This is a genomic window from Kocuria sp. CPCC 205263, from assembly GCF_040981075.1.
GTDB classification, from domain to species: domain Bacteria; phylum Actinomycetota; class Actinomycetes; order Actinomycetales; family Micrococcaceae; genus Kocuria; species Kocuria rosea.
Genome location: NZ_JAVKPV010000038.1, coordinates 1 through 1,126 on the forward strand (window position 1 = coordinate 1; position 1,126 = coordinate 1,126).

Annotated in this window: 1 protein-coding gene; it reads right to left on the reverse strand. The window is 65.6% G+C overall.

Annotated features, from left to right (window positions below):
• Positions 1–1,124: aromatic ring-hydroxylating dioxygenase subunit alpha (locus RF647_RS19000; RefSeq protein WP_368813095.1), on the reverse strand; the 1,124-nt coding region annotated here is incomplete at its 3' end.
• Between the last annotated feature and the right edge of the window lie 2 nt (positions 1,125–1,126).

Consider the following 1,126-nt stretch of genomic DNA (forward strand, 5'->3'; position numbering starts at 1 on the left):
ACGACGTCGCCGATCTTGTCGGTGATCCAGTCGTGGAAGGCGCCGATGTGGTGTTCGGAGGGGACGAGGACCCCGCCGGTGGCGTAGATCTTGGAGTTCATGGCGGGTTGGCAGCGTTCGCAGGCGTCGAAGTCCTGCTGGTTGACGCGGTGGAAGAGTTCCACGGAGGCGGTGACGTCCTTGCCGGAGTCCACGACGGTGGGGAGGTAGAGCCAGTCGCACTCGACGATGGTGTGGTCGGGGGCCATGGGGAACATGCGGTGGATGATGACGTGGTCGGGGACGAGGTTGATGAACACGGTGGGTCGCACGGTGATGGCGTAGTAGCGGCGGTCGTGGTCGTCGTCGACGCCGGGGAGCTTGTCGAGGCCTTCGGAGCCGTCGATGGTGAAGCCGGCGACGTCGTCGCCGAACTCCGCGCCGTGGCCGACGAAGTACTGGGCGGCGAGGCCGTCGGCGAACTCGGGCAGGACCTCGGTGAGTTCGGGGTGGATGGTGGCGCAGTGGTAGCACTCCATGAAGTTCTCGATGATGAGCTTCCAGTTGGCGCGCACGTCGTAGGTGATGCGCCGGCCCAGGGAGAGGTTGGCGATGTCGTAGCCCTCGATGGCCTGGGTGTCGCCGAGGCGTTCTTGGATGTCGCCCATGACGTCGTCCTCGAAGGAGGGGGGGTTCTCGGCCAGGCAGACCCAGACGTAGCCGAGGTACTCGCGGACCGGGATGGTGACCAGCCCGTATTCCTGGCGGTCGATGTCGGGCATCTTGGTGAGGTTGGGGGCGGCGATGAGCTTGCCGTCGAAGTCGTAGGTCCAGGCGTGGTAGGGGCACTGGAAGGAGCGGGTGGCTTCGCCGGTGTCCTCCATGCACAGTTTCACTCCGCGGTGGCGGCAGATGTTGTAGAAGGCGCGGATGCCGTGCTTGCGGTTGCGGGTGATGATGATGGATTCCCGGCCGATCTGGACGGTGCGGTAGGCGCCGGGCTTGTCGAGGTCGCCGGCGCGCACGGCGCAGAACCACATCTGCTCGAAGATGCGTTCCTGCTCGGCGCGGAAGACGGCCTCGTCCACGTAGGTGGAGCCGGGCAGGGTGGAGATCAGGGACTCCGAGACGACATTGGTGGACAACG